Annotated in this window: 2 protein-coding genes (1 of these 2 only partly in view); both read right to left on the bottom strand. The window is 67.3% G+C overall.

Annotated elements, in window-relative coordinates:
• Window positions 1–12912: the 5' portion of a non-ribosomal peptide synthetase gene (locus AAFF41_RS37215; protein WP_343325330.1), read on the bottom strand. Its footprint begins 6120 nt before the window's first position; 12912 of the gene's 19032 nt are visible here — the first part of the coding sequence; the start codon lies at window positions 12910–12912; its stop codon lies off the left edge, out of view.
• Window positions 12909–17561: an amino acid adenylation domain-containing protein gene (locus tag AAFF41_RS37210; protein WP_343325329.1), complete on the bottom strand. Its 4653-nt coding sequence runs from the start codon at window positions 17559–17561 to the stop codon at window positions 12909–12911. Before AAFF41_RS37210 ends, AAFF41_RS37215 begins: the two co-directional genes overlap by 4 nt.

Below are 17561 nucleotides of genomic sequence, written 5' to 3'. Positions count from 1 at the left end.
CTGGACCGGCTCGCGCAGTCCCTCCCACAGCACAGCCGTACGAAGGATGTCGTGCCGGTCCACCACCTTCTGGAGCACGGCGACGAACGCGTCCAGCCGAGCCCGGGAGTCGAACTCGAGGACCATGGGCAGGACGTACGCGTCCTCACCCGACGAGGCACCCATCAGGTGATGGAAGAGAATGCCCTCCTGCAGCGGGGCCAGCGGATAGATGTCGGCCACGTTGGCCACGCCGCCCGGAACCTGGGCCACGATCCGGTCGATCTCCTCCTGCGACAGCCCCGCCAACGGCACCATCTCCGACGTGATCACCTCAACACCCTCGACAATCCGGTTCGCCGGGACCACCACGCCGTTGCCCGTAGTCCCGAGACCGGCCGCGAGCCCCGCCACCGTCGGCGTCACGAACAACGACCGCACCGGCACCGACAGCCCACGCTCACGAAGCCGCTCCACCAAAGACACCGCCAGCAGCGAGTGCCCGCCCAGCTCGAAGAAGTTGTCGTCGATGCTGACCTGCTCGACGCCGAGCACTTCCGCGAATACCTGGCACAGGACCTTCTCCTGCGGGGTACGCGGAGCACTGCCCTCCCCGGCAGCGGTGAACTCCGGTGCCGGCAGGGCCCGTCGGTCCAGCTTCCCGTTCGGCGTCAACGGAAGGGCATCCAACGGCACGATCACCGACGGAACCATGTACTCGGGCAGCACCTTCGCGACATGCGCCCGCAATGTCAGCGGGTCGGTGGTGGAGACGACGTACCCGACCAACCGCTTGTCGCCAGGGCGATCCTCACGCACGATCACCGTGGCCTGGGTGACGTCGGGGTGTGCGGCGAGGACCGACTCGACCTCACCCAGCTCGATCCGGAAACCACGCACCTTCACCTGGTCATCCACACGACCCACGTACTCCAGCAACCCGCCCGCCGTACGACGCGCCACGTCACCGGTCCGGTACAGCCGCCCACCGACCGGCCCAAAGGGGTCAGCGACAAAACGCTCAGCCGTCAGGGCAGGACGGTTGAGATAACCACGGGCGAGCTGGTCGCCCGCGATGTAAACCTCACCAGCAACGCCATCTGGCACCGGACGAAGCAACCCGTCCAGAACATAGACCCGGGAATTCCACACCGGACGACCGATCGGCACACTCGCGGCCCCGTCACCAAGACCCTCCAGCCGACCAGCCATCGTCTGGATCGTGGCCTCCGTCGGACCATACACATTGATCACACTCGCGTCCCAGGCCGCAGCCACCTCCCTGGCCAGCGCCCCCGGAAGTGCCTCACCACCCGACAGGAGCACCCGGATACCCCGCCCCCGCCCGTCCAACGGCATCGCAGCCAGCAGCGACGGCACGAACTGAGCCACCGTCACGCCCTGCCGCCCGATGAACGCGAGCAGCCGCTCGGGGTCGCGCGTCACCTCCGCCGACGCCATCGCCACAGCCGCCCCGCAGACCAACGGCGCCCACAACTCACCACCGGCCGCGTCAAAACTGACCGAGGTACGGGCGAGCACCACGTCCCGCGACACCAGCCCGGCCTCCGCGGCCAGCCAGCACAACTGGTTGACGAGCCCGGCGTGGGTGACAACAACACCCTTGGGGACACCGGTGGAACCCGAGGTATAGATGACATACACCGGATGCCGCGAAGTGAGCACCGCGATCCGGTCCGCGTCCGTCACATCGGTATCCGAACGAACCGCCAGCGCCGCAGCAGTCCCCGGCTCATCGAGCAACAGGACCGGCGCCGCCGACTCGATCCCGCTCCCACTGGTAGTCAGCACCACAATGGGAGCGGCGTCCTCCAGCATGAACGCGACCCGATCCGCGGGATACTCCGGATCGACCGGCACATACGCGGCCCCCGACTTGAGCACCGCCAGCAACGCCACGACCAGATCCAGCGACCGTGGCAGCGCGACCGCCACGAATCGCTCCGGCCCCGCACCCCGCTCAACCAACAACCGGGCCAAACGATTTGCCCGCGCGTTCAACGAGCGGTACGACAACTCGACGCCTTCGAAGACCACTGCGATGGCATCCGGAGTACGTGCGACCTGCTCCTCGAACAACGCCGGCAACGTACGGTCAGGCACCACGGCAGCGGTGTCGTTCCAGTCCATCAGGACCCGACCCAGTTCGGCGTCGTCGAGGATGCGCGCCCGGCTGACCGGCTGCTCGGGAGCTGCGAGGACCTCCTCCAGGAACCGCGCCAGCCAGCCAGCCATCCGCTCAACCGTCGACCGGTCGAACAGATCCGTCGCGAACTCGATGCCGCCCCGGATACCCGCCGGCTCGCCCTCCTCGGTGAACACCTCGGCGAGATTGAAGGAGAGGTCGAACTTCGCCACCTGCGTCCCGACCGGCGCGACTTCTACGTCCAGGCCCGGCATCACCAGATCCGACACCGGCGCGTTCTGGAACGCCAACGCCACCTGGAACAGCGGATGACGGCCCATCGAGCGAACCGGATTCAACACCTCCACCAGACGCTCGAACGGCACATCCTGCGCACCGAACGCCTTCAGGTCGGTCTCCCGGATCCGCGCGACCAGGTCCGCGAACGACGGATCACCGGATACGTCCGCCCGAAGGACCAACGTGTTCACGAAGAACCCGACCAGGTCATCCAGCGCCTCGTCCAGACGACCCGCCACCGGAGAGCCGATCGGAATGTCCGTACCCGCCCCCAGCCGGGACAGCAGACCCGACACCGCCGCCTGCACCACCATGAACACACTCGCCCCACGCTCACGCGCAAGACCCACCACGCTGCGATGCAGCTCCGCCTCAAGCGCCACCTCGACAACATCACCTTGGTGGGAGGTCACGAGTGGACGCGGGCGATCGAACGGGAGCTCCAACTCCTCAGGAACACCGGCCAGTTCACCTCGCCAGAACTCGACCTGCCCCGCGTCACCCTCGTCGCCCAACAGTTCGCGCTGCCACAAGGTGTAGTCCGCGTACTGCACCGGCAACGGCTCCCACTGCGGAACCGCACCCGCGCACCGCGCCCCGTATGCCATCGCAAGATCCCGCGCCAACGGCCCCAACGACCAACCGTCACCCGCGATGTGATGCACCACCGCGACAAACACCCACTCGTCCAGGGCCACTTGGAAGACCCACGCGCGCACCGGAATCTCAGAGCTCAGGTCGAACGCGTACGCCGAGACGTCCGCGATGTCAGCCGAGATCCGCTCACGGTCGCTCTCCCGCACCACCAGCGCCGGCGCGGCCTCCTCCAGCGACAGGATCCGCTGATACGGCTGACCGTCCACCTCCGCGAACACCGTCCGCAGACTCTCGTGCCGGCCCACTACATCGGTGAACGCCGCGTTCAACGCGACAACATCCAGCTCACCCCGCAGCCGTACCACCAGCGGAATGTTGTAGGTCGCGTTCGGCCCCTCCAACCGGTTCAGGAACCACAGCCGCCGCTGGGCGAACGACACCGGCATCCGCTCGGGACGCTCCGCAGCTCGCAACACCGCACGCCCCGCATCAGCGCCCGGGAGTCGCTCCACCAACCCCGCGACCGTCGGCGCCTCGAACAACACACGTATGCCCAGCTCCACACCCAGCGCCGACCGGATGCGGCTGACCAGACGCGTCGCCAGCAGCGAATGCCCACCCAACTCAAAGAAGTTGTCATCGATGGACACCCGCTCAACGCCCAGGACCTCCGCGAACACAGCGCACAGGACCTCCTCCTGCGGCGTACGCGGACCACGACCCGCGCCATCAGCGGCGAACTCGACTGCGGGCAGGGCCCGTCGGTCCAGCTTTCCGTTCGGCGTCAGCGGCAGCGCGTCGAGGATGAGGATGGCTGACGGAACCATGTACTCCGGGACCGCAGCGGCCACATGGGCACGCAGAACCTGCGGGTCGAGCATCACGCCGTCGGCAAGAACGACGTATCCCACGAGGCGCTCGTCGCGGACGATGACGGTGGCCTGGGTGACGTCAGGGTGTGTGGAGAGGACGGTTTCGATCTCGCCGAGTTCGATGCGGAAGCCTCGGATCTTGACCTGGTCGTCGGTACGGCCGAGGTATTCGATCTCACCGTCGGTGTTCCAGCGGACGAGGTCCCCGGTCCGGTACATGCGTGTGCCGGGTGCCCCGTAGGGGTCGGCGACAAACCGTTCCGCCGTCAAACCGGGCCGCTGGTGGTAGCCCCGGGCCAGCTGAACACCGGCGATGTACAACTCACCGGCCACACCGACCGGCACCGGGCACAGGCCGGCGTCCAGGACGTACAGCTGCGTGTTCCACACCGGCCGCCCGATCGGCACGGTCGTATCCGCCGGCGCCGAGCAATTCCACCATGACACGTCGACCGACGCCTCGGTCGGCCCGTAGAGATTGAACAACGGGACATCCAGCACCTGCCGGAACCGGTCGACCGCCTCCGGCGGCAGTGCCTCACCGCTGCACACCACCCGTCGAAGCACACCGCCGCACCGCGCCGCAGCAGGCTCCTGGAGGAAGACCTGGAGCATGGACGGCACGAAGTGCACCGTCGTCACCCGCTCCTGGGCGATCAGCGACGCCAGATATTCCGGATCCCGATGCCCACCGGGCCGGGCCACGACCAACGCCGCGCCGGTCAGCAGCGGCCAGAAAAACTCCCACACCGACACGTCGAATCCCGACGGCGTCTTCTGCAACACCCGGTCGTCCCCGGCCAGCTCGAACCGGTCCTGCATCCACAACAACCGGTTCACGATGCCTCGATGCTCGACCACCACACCCTTCGGCCGGCCCGTCGAACCCGACGTGTAAATCACATACGCAGGCGAACCCGGATCCACGACAACCGGCAGATCGTGTTCATCGACGACGGCCTGTGCGCTCTCGGCCAGTATCTCCTTCGTGACCACACACATCGGGGCAGCGTCATCGAGGATGTAGGCGATGCGGTCGGCCGGATAGTCGGGGTCGACAGGCACGTACGCCGCACCCGTCTTCAGCACCGCGAGCAATGCCACCACGAGTTCCGCCGACCGTGGCAGCGCGACCGCCACGAATCGCTCCGGCCCCGCACCCCGCTCAACCAACAACCGGGCCAAACGATTTGCCCGCGCGTTCAACGAGCGGTACGACAACTCGACGCCTTCGAAGACCACTGCGATGGCATCCGGAGTACGTGCGACCTGCTCCTCGAACAACGCCGGCAACGTACGGTCAGGCACCACGGCAGCGGTGTCGTTCCAGTCCATCAGGACCCGACCCAGTTCGGCGTCGTCGAGGATGCGCGCCCGGCTGACCGGCTGCTCGGGAGCTGCGAGGACCTCCTCCAGGAACCGCGCCAGCCAGCCAGCCATCCGCTCAACCGTCGACCGGTCGAACAGATCCGTCGCGAACTCGATGCCGCCCCGGATACCCGCCGGCTCGCCCTCCTCGGTGAACACCTCGGCGAGATTGAAGGAGAGGTCGAACTTCGCCACCTGCGTCCCGACCGGCGCGACTTCTACGTCCAGGCCCGGCATCACCAGATCCGACACCGGCGCGTTCTGGAACGCCAACGCCACCTGGAACAGCGGATGACGGCCCATCGAGCGAACCGGATTCAACACCTCCACCAGACGCTCGAACGGCACATCCTGCGCACCGAACGCCTTCAGGTCGGTCTCCCGGATCCGCGCGACCAGGTCCGCGAACGACGGATCACCGGATACGTCCGCCCGAAGGACCAACGTGTTCACGAAGAACCCGACCAGGTCATCCAGCGCCTCGTCCAGACGACCCGCCACCGGAGAGCCGATCGGAATGTCCGTACCCGCCCCCAGCCGGGACAGCAGACCCGACACCGCCGCCTGCACCACCATGAACACACTCGCCCCACGCTCACGCGCAAGACCCACCACGCTGCGATGCAGCTCCGCCTCAAGCGCCACCTCGACAACATCACCTTGGTGGGAGGTCACGAGTGGACGCGGGCGATCGAACGGGAGCTCCAACTCCTCAGGAACACCGGCCAGTTCACCTCGCCAGAACTCGACCTGCCCCGCGTCACCCTCGTCGCCCAACAGTTCGCGCTGCCACAAGGTGTAGTCCGCGTACTGCACCGGCAACGGCTCCCACTGCGGAACCGCACCCGCGCACCGCGCCCCGTATGCCATCGCAAGATCCCGCGCCAACGGCCCCAACGACCAACCGTCACCCGCGATGTGATGCACCACCGCGACAAACACCCACTCGTCCAGGGCCACTTGGAAGACCCACGCGCGCACCGGAATCTCAGAGCTCAGGTCGAACGCGTACGCCGAGACGTCCGCGATGTCAGCCGAGATCCGCTCACGGTCGCTCTCCCGCACCACCAGCGCCGGCGCGGCCTCCTCCAGCGACAGGATCCGCTGATACGGCTGACCGTCCACCTCCGCGAACACCGTCCGCAGACTCTCGTGCCGGCCCACTACATCGGTGAACGCCGCGTTCAACGCGACAACATCCAGCTCACCCCGCAGCCGTACCACCAGCGGAATGTTGTAGGTCGCGTTCGGCCCCTCCAACCGGTTCAGGAACCACAGCCGCCGCTGGGCGAACGACACCGGCATCCGCTCGGGACGCTCCGCAGCTCGCAACACCGCACGCCCCGCATCAGCGCCCGGGAGTCGCTCCACCAACCCCGCGACCGTCGGCGCCTCGAACAACACACGTATGCCCAGCTCCACACCCAGCGCCGACCGGATGCGGCTGACCAGACGCGTCGCCAGCAGCGAATGCCCACCCAACTCAAAGAAGTTGTCATCGATGGACACCCGCTCAACGCCCAGAATCTCCGCGAACACAGCGCACAGGACCTCCTCCTGTTGCGTGCGCGGAGCACGGCCCATGCCGTCGGCGGCGAACTCGGGCGCGGGCAGGGCCCGTCGGTCCAGCTTCCCGTTCGGCGTCAACGGCAACGCATCCAGCACCATCACGGCCGAGGGCACCATGTACTCCGGCACCGCCTTCGCCACATGCCCACGCAACGCCTGCGGTTCAACCACCGCACCGGCCGCGAGGACCACGTAGCCGACCAGCCGCTTGTCACCGGGCCGGTCCTCGCGCACGACCACCGCAATCTGCGCGACGTCGGGGTGGGCGGCCAGGACGGACTCGATCTCGCCCAGCTCGATCCGGAAACCGCGCACCTTGACCTGGTCGTCGATGCGACCGAGGTACTCGATCTCCCCGCTCGCGTTCCACCGCACCAGGTCCCCGGTGCGGTACATGCGCGAGCCGGGCGCCCCGAAGGGGTCGGCGACGAAGCGCTCCGCTGTCAGACCCGGACGGTTGAGGTAACCCCGTGCCAGACCTTCACCGGCGATGTACAGCTCACCGGCCACGCCCACCGGCACCGGGCACAGGCCGGCGTCGAGGACGTAGGTGGAGACGTTGTCGATCGGACGGCCGATCGGCGGGGTGGTGTCGATGCCGGTGTCGGCATCGGAGTGCCAGTACGTGGTGTAGACGGTCGCTTCGGTCGGGCCGTAGATGTTCGCCACCCGGGCCCCGGGCATCGCCGCCTGGATGTCACGGACCGTGTGCGCGGCCAGGGCCTCACCGGCCAGGGCCACCGCCCGCGGACGGGCATCGCCCAGGGTGCCGGCCAGCAGATGGGAGAAGGCCGAGGGCACACCGCTGACCAGGCTCCCGGCAAGCGCACCTGGCTCGAGATCGGCCAGGGACAGCAGGTCCCGTACGACCTCGATGCTGCCGCCGGCCACCAGCGGGCCGAAGATCTCGAACACGGAAACGTCGAAGTTCAGCGACGTGGAGGCCAGCACCCGGGACAACTGCCCAAAGTCGAACCTGCGATCCGCCCACGCCAGCAGATTCACCACCGACCGGTGCTCGACCACCACGCCCTTCGGCCGCCCCGTCGAACCCGACGTGAAGATCACATACGCCGGGCACGCCGCACCCAACGAACTAAGGCGCTCCCCGTCGGTCAGGTTCTCCTGGCTCAGGACGGCCAGCCGAGCCACCGTCTCGGAATCATTCAGCAGGATCCGGGTGGTGCCGGCCGGCAGCTCGACCCCGCTGTCCCCGACCGTGATCACACACATGGGGTGGGCGTCGTCGAGGATGCGGGCGATCCGGTCGGCCGGGTAGTCCGGGTCGATGGGCACATACGCCGCGCCTGTCTTCAGCACTGCCAGCAGCGCGATGACCAGGTCGTGGGAACGAGGCAGAGCGACCGCGACGAACCGCTCCGGGCCCGCGCCCTGTTCGACCAACAGCCGGGCCAACCGGTTCGCCCGCTCATTCAACCCGCGATACGACAGCGACACACCCTCGAAGACCAGCGCCGTGGCATCCGGCGTCCGGGCGACCTGCCCCTCGAACAGCACCGGCAGCACTCCGCCGGGGATCTCCCGGGCCGTGTTGTTCCACTCCTGGAGCACCTGCCTCAGTTCGGTGTCGTCGAGGATGTGTGCTCGGCTGACCGGCCGCTCCGGGGCCGCCAGCACCTGCTCCAGGAACCGGGTCAGCCAGCCGGCCATCCGCTCGATCGTTGACCGGTCGAACAGGTCCGTCGCGAACTCGATTCCGCCCGTAATCCCGGCCGGTTCACCTTCGCCGGTGAACGTCTCGGCGAGGTTGAAGGACAGGTCGAACTTCGCCGCCTGCGTCCCGCCGGGTTCGACCGTGACGTCGAGGCCCGGCATCACCAGGTCCGACACCGGTGCGTTCTGGAACGCCAACGCCACCTGGAACAACGGATGACGGCCCATCGAGCGAACCGGGTTCAGCACCTCCACCAGACGCTCAAAGGGCACATCCTGCGCCCCGAACGCCCTGAGATCGGTTTCCCGAACCCGCTCCACCAGCTCTGTGAACGAGGGATCGCCTGACACATCCGCCCGCAACACCAGCGTGTTCACAAAGAACCCGACCAGGTCATCCAGCGCTTCATCCAGACGACCCGCCACCGGAGAGCCGATCGGAATGTCCGCACCCGCCCCCAGCCGGGACAACAGACCCGCCACCGCGGCCTGCACCACCATGAACACACTTGCCCCACGCTCACGGGCAAGACCCACCACGTTCCGGTGCACCGCGGCATCGAGGGCAAGCTCGACCACGCCACCCGTATGAGAGGCCACCGCTGGACGCGGGCGGTCGAACGGCAGCGCCAACTCTTCCAAGGCATCGGCGAGTTCGCCCCGCCAGAACTCCACCTGTCCCGCGTCGCCCTCGTCATCCAGCAACCCACGCTGCCACAAGGTGTAGTCCGCGTACTGCACCGGCAACGGCTCCCACTGCGGAACCACACCCGCACACCGCGCCCCGTACGCCGACGCCAGATCCCGCGCCAACGGGCCCAACGACCAACCGTCACCCGCGATGTGGTGCATGACCGCGGCCAACACCCACTCGTCCACGGCTACTCGGAAAGCCCACACCCGCACCGGAATCTCGGACTCCAGGTCGAACGCGTACGCCGAGACGTCCGCGATGTCAGCCGAGATCCGCTCACGGTCGCTCTCCCGCACCACCAGCGCCGGCGCGGCCTCCTCAACGCTCAGCACCCGCTGGTACGGCTGACCGTCCACCTCCGCGAACACCGTCCGCAGACTCTCGTGCCGGCCCACTACATCGGTGAACGCCGCGTTCAACGCGACAACATCCAGCTCACCCCGCAGCCGCACGACCAACGGGATGTTGTAGGTCGCGTTCGGCCCCTCCAACCGGTTCAGGAACCACAGCCGCCGCTGGGCGAACGACACCGGCACCCGCTCCGGACGCTCCACCGCCCGCAACACCGCACGCCGCACACCAGCACCCTCAAGCCGCTCCACCAACCCCGCCACCGACGGAGCCTCGAACAACACACGTATGCCCAGCTCCACACCCAGCACCGACCGGACACGGCTGACCAGACGCGTCGCCAGCAGCGAATGCCCACCCAACTCAAAGAAGTTGTCATCGATGCTGACCTCGTCGACACCGAGCACTTCCGCAAACAGCTCACACAGCTGCTTCTCCTGTGGGGTGCGTGGTGCACGGCCGGTGCTGTCAGCGGTGAATTCGGGCGCGGGCAGAGCCCGCCGGTCCAGCTTTCCGTTCGGCGTCAACGGCAGCGCGTCAAGAACGAGAACTGCGGAGGGGACCATATAGTCCGGTACCGCCTTCGCCGCATGGGCGCGCAGGGCCTGCGGGTCGAGTGCTGCACCGGCGGTGGGGACGGCGTATCCGACGAGGCGCTTGTCGCCGGGGCGGTCCTCGCGGACGACCACCGCGGCCTGGGCGACGTCCGGGTACCCAGCGAGGACGGATTCGATCTCGCCGAGCTCGATGCGGAAGCCTCGCACCTTGACCTGGTCGTCGATGCGGCCGAGGTATTCGATCTCCCCGGCCGCGTTCCACCGGACCAGGTCTCCGGTGCGGTACATGCGCGAGCCCGGCGTCCCGAAGGGGTCGGCGACGAAGCGCTCGGCAGTCAGGCCAGCCCGGTGGTGGTAGCCGCGGGCCAGCTGCACACCGGCGATGTACAACTCACCGGCCACACCGACCGGTACCGGGGACAGGCCAGCGTCCAGGACGTACAGCTGCGTGTTCCACACCGGCCGCCCGATCGGCACGCTCGTGCCGGCCGGGGTCTGGCACTGCCACCAGGAGACGTCCACCGACGCTTCCGTCGGCCCGTACAGGTTGAACAGCGTCACATCCAGCACCTGGTGGAAGCGATCGACCACCTCCGGCGGCAGCGCCTCACCACTGCACACCACCCGCCGCAGCCCACCGCACTGCCCGGCCGCGGACTCCTGCAGGAACACCTGCAGCATCGACGGCACGAAATGCACCGTCGTGACCCGCTCCTCAACGATCAGCCGGGCCAGATACGCCGGATCCCGGTGACCACCGGGCCGCGCCACCACCAGCCCCGCACCCGCGACCAACGGCCAGAAGAACTCCCACACCGACACATCGAAGCCCGACGGGGTCTTTTGCAGCACCCGGTCATCAGCCGCCAGGGCGAACCGGTCCTGCATCCACAACAACCGGTTCACAATTCCGCGGTGTTCGACCACCACGCCCTTCGGCCGGCCCGTCGAACCCGACGTGAAAATCACATACGCCGGAGCCGACGCATCCAGGCGCGTGAGCCGCTCCGCATCGGAAAGGTTCTCGGGGCTGAGATCAGCCTGCCGGTCCACTACCCCCGGAGCGTCGAGGACGAACGGGACGGTGCCGACCGGCAGCGCGACCCCGCTGTCCTCTGCGGTGATCACGCACATCGGGGCGGTGTCCTGCAGTATGAACGCGATCCGGTCCGCGGGATAGTCCGGGTCGACCGGCACATACGCGGCCCCCGACTTGAGCACCGCCAGCAGCGCGACGACCAGGTCCAGCGATCGCGGCAGCGCCACCGCCACAAACCGCTCCGGACCCGCGCCCTGTTCCACCAGCAGCCGCGCGAGCCGGTTCACCCGCGTGTTCAGCTCGCCATACGACAGCTCCACACCCTCGAACACCACCGCAGTCGCCTCCGGCGACCGCTCCACCTGCTCCTCGAACAACGCGGGCAACGTGCGGTCAGGAACCACGGCAGCGGTGTCGTTCCACTGCTCGAGCACCAGATGCCGCTCGGCCTCGTCCAAGGTCTCCACCCGGCCCACCGGCCGGTCCGGATCCACCCGCACCGCCTCGAGCAGACGCAGCAGCCGGCGCATGATCCGTTCGACGCTCGCCTGGTCGAACAGATCAGGGCGGTAGTCCAGCCACAGCCGGAGACGTTCTCCGGGAGCTACGACCAGCCGAAGCGGATAGTGTGCGGCATCCTTGACCTCGACAGACACCACCTGCAGCCCGACGCTCGTCAAGTCGAGGGATTGCGGGTCCACAGGATAGTTTTCGAAGACGACACACGTGTCGAACAGCTCGTTCGTCCCGGCCATGCGGTGCAGTTCCGACAGGCCGAGGTGGTGGTGCTGGATCAGCTGCGCCTGGCTGTCCTGCAGGTGCTGCAGCCCGGCCAGGAGTGACTCGGAGGGCACGACCCGCATGCGTACCGGGACCGTGTTGATCAGCATGCCGATCATCGAGGCGGAGCCGGTCAGTTCCGGGGAACGGCCGGAGACCGTAGCGCCGAAGGTGACGTCGTCGCGTCCGGTGAGCTGGCTGAGGATGATCCCCCAGGCCCCTTGGATCGCGGTATTCAAGGTCAGGCCGCGGGTGCGTACCTGCTGGGTCAAGGCAGCAGTCTCCTCAGCCGACAATTCGACCGGGACTCGCTCAGGCACCACTGAGGCCTGGTGGGTCTCACCCTGGGCCACCAGGGTCGCCCCATCCAAGTCGGCGAGCTCCGCGCTCCACGCCTTGCGCCCGGCCTCGTCATCCTGATGCGCGAGGTAGGACAGAAAGTCGCGATACGGCGTCACGTGCGGAAGAACCGATTCGTCGCACCGGTTCATGTACAGAGTGAAGAACTCCCGCATGAACAGCGGCATTGACCATCCGTCGAGGATGAGGTGATGGTTGCTCAAGACCAAGCGGTGCAGGTCCGGTGCGATCCGGATCAGGGTGAACCGAAGCAAGGGCGGCCGGGCCAGGTCGAAGCGGCTCACCCGGTCCTCGATCAGCAGCCGGGCCGCTTCACGTTCCGCCTGTGCCCGGTCCTGTGCGCTGAGGTCGATCTCCCGCCATGGGAGCGGCACCTCGGTCGGGATCACCTGGACGGGTTCGCCGGTCTTCCTCTGTCGGAACGAGGCACGCAGGTTGGGGTGCCGCCGGAGCACCGTCTCTGCCGCAGCCCGCAGGGTAGCGGTGTCCAGCGCGCCCTTTAGATCGAACGCCCACTGGGCCGTGTACACGTCCGTCTCGGTGAGGTCGAAAAGAGAGTGGAAGAGCAGGCCCTCCTGGAACGGCGTCAGAGGCAGAATGTCTTGGATACGCGGCCGGCCAGTCACCAGGTCCCCCACTCAGAGTCAAGTTCACTTTCAAAAGCGTCGATTTCGCTCTGGCTCAGATCCACCAGGGTAAGGTCGGACGGCGTGTGGCCGCCCGCGTCGGGGCGATGCCCGTGCGCGGCAAGCGCGTCGAGCACTCGGAACCAGGTTTCGGCCAAGTCGCGCACGGTCGCGTCTGAGAACAGGGCCTGCGGCCAGGTCCAGCGGACCGTGAGGCGTGCGCCGTCGGCATGATTCTCTGTGACGGCATTGATCTCGATCGCGTGGGCCACAGCCATCGAGGCATTACCGCCGCCAACAAGTCCGAACTCCGGTACTGCCCCCCAGTCACCGCCGTCTGGGGCTGAGGAGACGTCGAACCGGCCCAGGTAGTTGAAGCCGATCTGGGGCGTCGGCAGGGCAGCCAGCTTGGCTCCGGTTTCTGTGTTGAGATATCGCAGTAGGCCGAATTCTGTGCCGTTCGCGGAGAATTCGCGTACCTGTTCTTTGACGCACTTGAAGGCGCGGCCCAGATCCTCCCCGCTGGCCCAGATGTCTGGCCAGTCGACCTCGCCGGGGTCCAACAGCATCGGATAGAGGCTGGTGAACCACCCCACGGTTCCGGACAAGTCGACCGGCTCGGCCAGGCTCTCGCGGCCGTGTCCTTCCACATTCAGCAGCACAGCCGTGCTCTGGCCGAAATTGCGGCGCCGACGCCAGTCCGCCACCGCGAGGGCCAGTCCGGCCAGGAGCGCATCCTGAACGGTGGCGTGGAAGGCCGACGGCACTGTCGTCAAGAGAGCAGCAGTCTGCGCCTCCGGCAGAGAAAGCGTGATGCTCCGAAGCGTCGACTCGGTGTCCCGAGCGGGGTCGAGCGCAACCGGCCCCAGACTCTGGTCATCGGCCTCGAGGGCCGCGGTCCAGGTGGGAAGATTGGCCACGCACTTCGGGTCCATGGCAAGCTGCTGCAACTGCGCCGCCCAGGTACGGAAGGACGTACCCGTTACGCTCAGCGAGGGCGTCACACCAGTTGCGGCTGCGGCACACGCGGCCGCCAGGTCTGATACCAGGATCCGCCAGGAAACCCCGTCAACGGCCAGGTGGTGAATGACCCACAGAAGTCGGCCATGCTCAGTTGGTCCGGCATCGAACCAGGTGACCGTGAATGCGACGCCGGCGTCGGGCGCCAACCGCTCTGCAGCGGCGGCGAGTTCGGTACGGGTCAGCTCGTGTACTTCTTCTTCTGACAGCCCGCAAACATCGATCCGAGAAACCCGGGCACCGGAATCGACCGCGTCGCGCTGCTGCACCTCGAGCGTCGGCGTTGCATCGGCCGCTCCGTATACGGTACGCAGCCGCAGCATGTCATGGCGCTCCACGACGGCACCCAACCCGGCTCGGACATCATCAACCGTGAGACCTGCCGGGGTCCGGACCACCATCGCCTGGTGGAAGTGGTCGATCGGTCCGTTCTTGTCGAACAGCCAACGCATCATCGGAGTGGGCGGCAGCTCGCCGATCCCTGCGTCCGGGTCTTCCGAGACCTCATCGGTGAGGACGGTCACTACAGACGCCAGACCATGAACACTTCTCAGCTGGAACACATCTTTTGGCGTAATGCCCAGACCGGCCTGCTGCGCTCGGCCCACCACCTGGAGCGCCAGAATGCTGTCGCCGCCCAGCTCGAAGAAGTTGTCGTCGATGCTGACCTGCTCGACGCCGAGCACTTCCGCGAATATCTGGCAGAGGACCTCTTCCTGCAGGGTGCGCGGTGCGCGGCCTTCCGTGTTCGCCGTGAACTCCGGTGCTGGCAGGGCCCGTCGGTCCAGCTTCCCGTTCGGCGTCAGGGGCAGGGCATCCAGCGGCACGATCACCGACGGGACCATGTACTCGGGGAGCACCTTCGCCACCTGCGTTCGCAGTGTCAGCGGGTCGGCGGTAGAGACGACGTATCCGACCAGGCGCTTGTCACCCGGCCGGTCCTCACGCACCACGACCGCGGCCTGGCCCACCCGCGGATGACCCGTCAGAACCGACTCGATCTCACCCAGCTCGATCCGGAAACCACGCACCTTCACCTGGTCATCCACACGACCGACGTACTCCAGCTGCCCGGCCACCGTACGGCGCGCCACGTCGCCGGTCCGGTAGAGCCGGCCGCCGACCGGTCCAAAGGGGTCGGCGACAAAGCGCTCGGCGGTCAGGGCGGGGCGGTTGAGGTAACCGCGGGCGAGCTGGTCGCCCGCGATGTAGACCTCACCGGCAACGCCATCCGGCACCGGACGGAGCAATCCGTCCAGGACATAGACCCGGGTGTTCCACACCGGCCGGCCGATCGGGACGGTCGCGGCGTCGCCGCCAAGGCCGTCCAGCCGTCCAGCCGTCGCCTGGATGGTGGCCTCGGTCGGACCATACAGATTGATCACGCTTGCGTCCCAGGCCGCGGCGGCTTCCCTGGCCAGCGCCGCCGGGAGTGCCTCACCGCCCGAGAGGAGCGCCCGGATGCCCCGGCCGCGTTCGTCCAGCGGCATCGCGGCCAGCAGGGACGGCACGAACTGAGCCACCGTGACGCCCCGGTGCCCGATGAACGCGAGGAGCTGCTCGGGGTCGCGGGTCGCCTCGGCCGACGCCATGGCCACGGCCGCCCCGGAGACCAACGGCGCCCACAGCTCACCGCCAGCCGCGTCGAAGCTGACCGGGGTGCGGGCGAGCACCACGTCCTGCGAGGTCAGCTCGGTCTCCGCGGCGAGCCAGCAGAGCTGATTGGTGAGGCCGGCGTGGGTGACGACGACGCCCTTGGGGGCGCCGGTGGAACCCGAGGTGTAGATCACGTACACCGGGTGCCGGGCGGTGAGCACGGCGATCCGGTCCGCGTCTGTCACATCGGTGTCCGAGTGGACCGCCAGGGCCGCGGCGGTCCCCGGCTCGTCGAGCAGCAGGACCGGTGCCGCTGTCTCGATCCTGGTCCCACAGGTGCTCAGCACCAGAATGGGGGCGGCGTCCTTCAGTATGAACGCGATCCGGTCCGCGGGATAGTCCGGGTCGACCGGCACATACGCGGCCCCCGACTTGAGCACCGCCAGCAGCGCGACGACCAGGTCCAGCGACCGCGGCAACGCCACCGCCACAAACCGCTCCGGACCCGCACCCTGTTCCACCAGCAGCCGCGCGAGCCGGTTCGCCCGCGCGTTCAGCTCGCCATACGACAGCTCCACACCCTCGAACACCACCGCAGCCGCCTCCGGCGACCGCTCCACCTGCTCCTCAAACAGAACCGGCAGCACACCATCAGGAACCTCACGGCCCGTGTCATTCCACTGCTCGAGCACCAGCCGCCGCTCGGCCTCGTCCAGGACCTCCACCCGGCCCACCGGCCGGTCCGGATCCACCCGCACCGCCTCGACAAACCGCTGGAACCGGGCCAAGTGTGCAGAGAGTTCTTCGCGCGTATACAAAGCAGGGTTGGCGTCGAAATCGACGCGCAACATGTGTGGATCGGCGTCCTGAGTGACCGTGATCGCCAGGTCCCCGACCGGGCCGTTGGTCAGGGGGTGCGCAACCGCGCGTTGTCCGGCAAAGTCAAGTTCATAGTTGAATGACATGATGTTGATCGTCGGACCGAACGTGCGCTGCCCGCCTGCACGACCAAGGTCACTGTGCAGATCCTCCTGCCGGTAGCGCTGCCGCTGCAGCAGGCCGCGAACTGAGCTGGAGACATCGGCCAATACCTCGGCGATGCCGACTCCAGGGCGCACCCGAACGGTCAAGGGCAAAATGTTGGACAGCATACTCGGGGTGTATCGCTGGACCGCAGTCGCCCGGGAAGTCACCGGCAACTCCAGCGTGATGGCATCTTGGCCTGTGAGTTTGGCGAAGTAGGCACCGCTGAGGGCCAGCACAGCACCGGGCCAAGCCGATTGGCCAAGTCCAGCGGCGGTGCAGATGTCGGTGACGGTCTCCTTGGCCAAGCACGCCGTTTCCCGGAGGGGAACGTCAGCGGGCGCTGCGGAGCGGCCAGCGAGCAGGAGCGGCGCAGCGTCGGCAGCGGGCTGGCGGGACCAGAAAGCACGATCGTGCTCAAGTTGCGGCGAACTGCGATACTCGCGCTCCTCGTCCAGCAACCGGGTGATCGACTTGAACCTGGTCTCCCGGCAGGGTTCGGAGCGGATCAGCGCGGTGTAGACCTCAGCTACCCGCTGGGCCACCAGTCCACAGCTGTAGCCGTCCATCACAATGTGGTGGCAGCGCTGGTACCAGAAGTACCGACGGTCTGAGATCTTGAGCAAGGCCCATTTGAACAGCGGTCCAGTGGTCAGCTCGAAGGAACGCGTCATTTCGGCGCGCATCCACTGCTGCGCCTTCCCGACAGGATCCGCTTCGCTGGCGAGGTCGAGGTAAGTCAGGGTCCAGTCGGAATCCGAGGTCAGTTCCTGCCCAACCTCGCCCTTCTGCTCCACGATCTTGATCCGCAGCGCCTCAGTCTCGGCCAGTACCTGGCGAAGCGCAGATCCGAAAACGTCCACGTCCATGGAGCCATCAATGTCAGCGTATTGATTGACATTGAACATGAGGCTTGCCGGTTCCAGCTTCTGAGCCACCCACACCCCCATCTGCGCAGCAAGCAGTGGCAGGGCAGTCCTCGAGGCTTCGGTCACTTCGGTTCCCATCAT

Origin of the sequence: Streptomyces mirabilis, assembly GCF_039503195.1 — a bacterium.
In the GTDB taxonomy this organism is placed as follows: domain Bacteria; phylum Actinomycetota; class Actinomycetes; order Streptomycetales; family Streptomycetaceae; genus Streptomyces; species Streptomyces mirabilis_D.
Note: the sequence above shows the minus strand (reverse complement) of the source record. Positions and strands in the feature narration are given on the sequence as shown.

Bases quoted from the DNA above. Each gene is read 5' to 3' on its own strand.
- AAFF41_RS37210 (WP_343325329.1), bottom strand. From the start codon at position 17,561: ATGATGGGAACCGAAGTGACCGAAGCCTCGAGGACTGCCCTGCCACTG.